The sequence below is a fragment of the Aphanothece microscopica RSMan92 genome, from assembly GCF_046613545.2.
GTDB lineage: Bacteria > Cyanobacteriota > Cyanobacteriia > PCC-6307 > Cyanobiaceae > NIES-981.
On sequence record NZ_JBKKKY020000171.1, the window covers coordinates 1 to 1,498 of the forward strand.

Genomic DNA, 1,498 nt, shown 5'->3' on the forward strand with positions numbered 1-1,498 from the left:
GGCCGAGAACGGCGAGCGCGAGCTGTGGCGCAACAAAGAGCGCGAGCCGCCAGGCGGGGGTGGGCCGCGTCATGGCGCCTCTCCCCCCTCCGGCGCTTCGAGCCTCACCCCGCCACCTCGATCGCAATCACGCTGGCATGGGGATCGACCAGCGCGTCCGGCAGATCGATCAGAAGCTCACCCATCGGGTCAGGGCTGAACAGCTCCTCCATCACCGCCATGCGCTTTTCAAAGCGGAGCGGCTGGCCGGTGGCGAGGTGGGTGACAGCCTTCACCCGCTTCATCGGCAGGCCGCGCACCGCCACTGGTCCGTTCGGCTTCAAGGTGAGGATGCAATACAGCGTCTCGCCCCTGCGCGTGCTCGGGCCATAGAATTGCCAGGGCTCAAGACCGGGCCTGGTGTCGTGGATCGCTGCGCCATGGCGGGCAATCCAGGCGCCGATCGCCTCCAGCCGCTCGACCTGGGGGGCAGGAATGGCGCCGGACCCCTCCGGCCCGATGTTGAGCAGCAGATTGCCGCCGCGGCCGGCCGTCTCGCACAATGCATGGATCAGCGCGGTCGCGGTCTTGTAGTCATGATCGTCGGCGTTGAAGCCCCAGGAACGGTTCATGGTCAGGCAGGCTTCCCAGAGGCCGGCGGGCGGGGAAGGCGGAATGAACTGCTCGGGCGTGGCGTAATCGCCCTTCTCGGGTAGGCGGTCGTTGATCAGGATGTCTGGCTGCAGCCGGCGGATCAGCGCTTCCAGCCCGTCCACGCCCCAGACCTTGGCCGGCCGCTCCCAGCCGCCATCAAACCAGAGGCAGGCGATCTCTCCATAGTGGGTGAGGAGTTCGGTGAGCTGAGCCTCCAGATAGAGCTTGTAGCGGGTCCATTGCTCCTTTGTCGGCGCAGGGGGCCGATCAAACCGATAGGGCTTCAGGTCTTCGGTGAAGGCGGGATAGTCCGGGTGCTTCCAGTCCGAGAGCGAATAGTAGAGGCCGGGGATCACACCCTCGGCGCGGCAGGCGTCGACGAATTCGCCCACGATGTCGCGCTCGATGCCGAGGTCATTCACGGAAAAGGCGCCCGGCGCCTTCGAGGGCCAGAGAGCCACCCCGTCATGGTGGCGCGCGCCCATTACCGCGTAGCGTGCCCCCATGGTTTTGGCGGCTTTGGCCCAGCGGGCGGGCCATCCGTGCTCCGGGCGCCAATCGGCTGCGGCGCCGTAATAGTCCGCGATGGGCACGTTCTTGACGAGCGGAAGGGTGACAACCCCGCCCACCAACGACCAGGACGCGTCCCAGCCCGGCTGGGAATAATGCCCCCAATGGATGAAAAGGCCGAGGCCTGCGCCCTCAAACCAGGCCTTGTTCATGCGGCGGGCCCCTGGAGGGCGGCGGCCATCGCCACAAGGTTCGGCTGGCCGGTGTGAGCTGTCACCCCGCCATCGGCCACCCAGGCTGCGCCGGTGACATAGCTCGCCCTATCGCTCGCGAGGAACGCGATCACGGGGGCGAT

The 1,498-nt window shown here is 67.2% G+C and carries 2 protein-coding genes; both read right to left on the bottom strand.

Features of this window, described 5'->3' with window-relative positions:
* Nucleotides 1-104: 104 nt before the first annotated feature.
* Entirely contained in the window at nt 105-1,355 is a 1,251-nt protein-coding gene (locus ACLD7X_RS16695) for an alpha-L-fucosidase (RefSeq protein WP_411424813.1), read from the bottom strand.
* A complete protein-coding gene (locus ACLD7X_RS16700; RefSeq protein ID WP_411424814.1) occupies nt 1,352-1,489 on the bottom strand; it encodes a hypothetical protein in 138 nt (45 codons plus the stop codon). Before ACLD7X_RS16700 ends, ACLD7X_RS16695 begins: the two co-directional genes overlap by 4 nt.
* Nucleotides 1,490-1,498 lie beyond the last annotated feature (9 nt).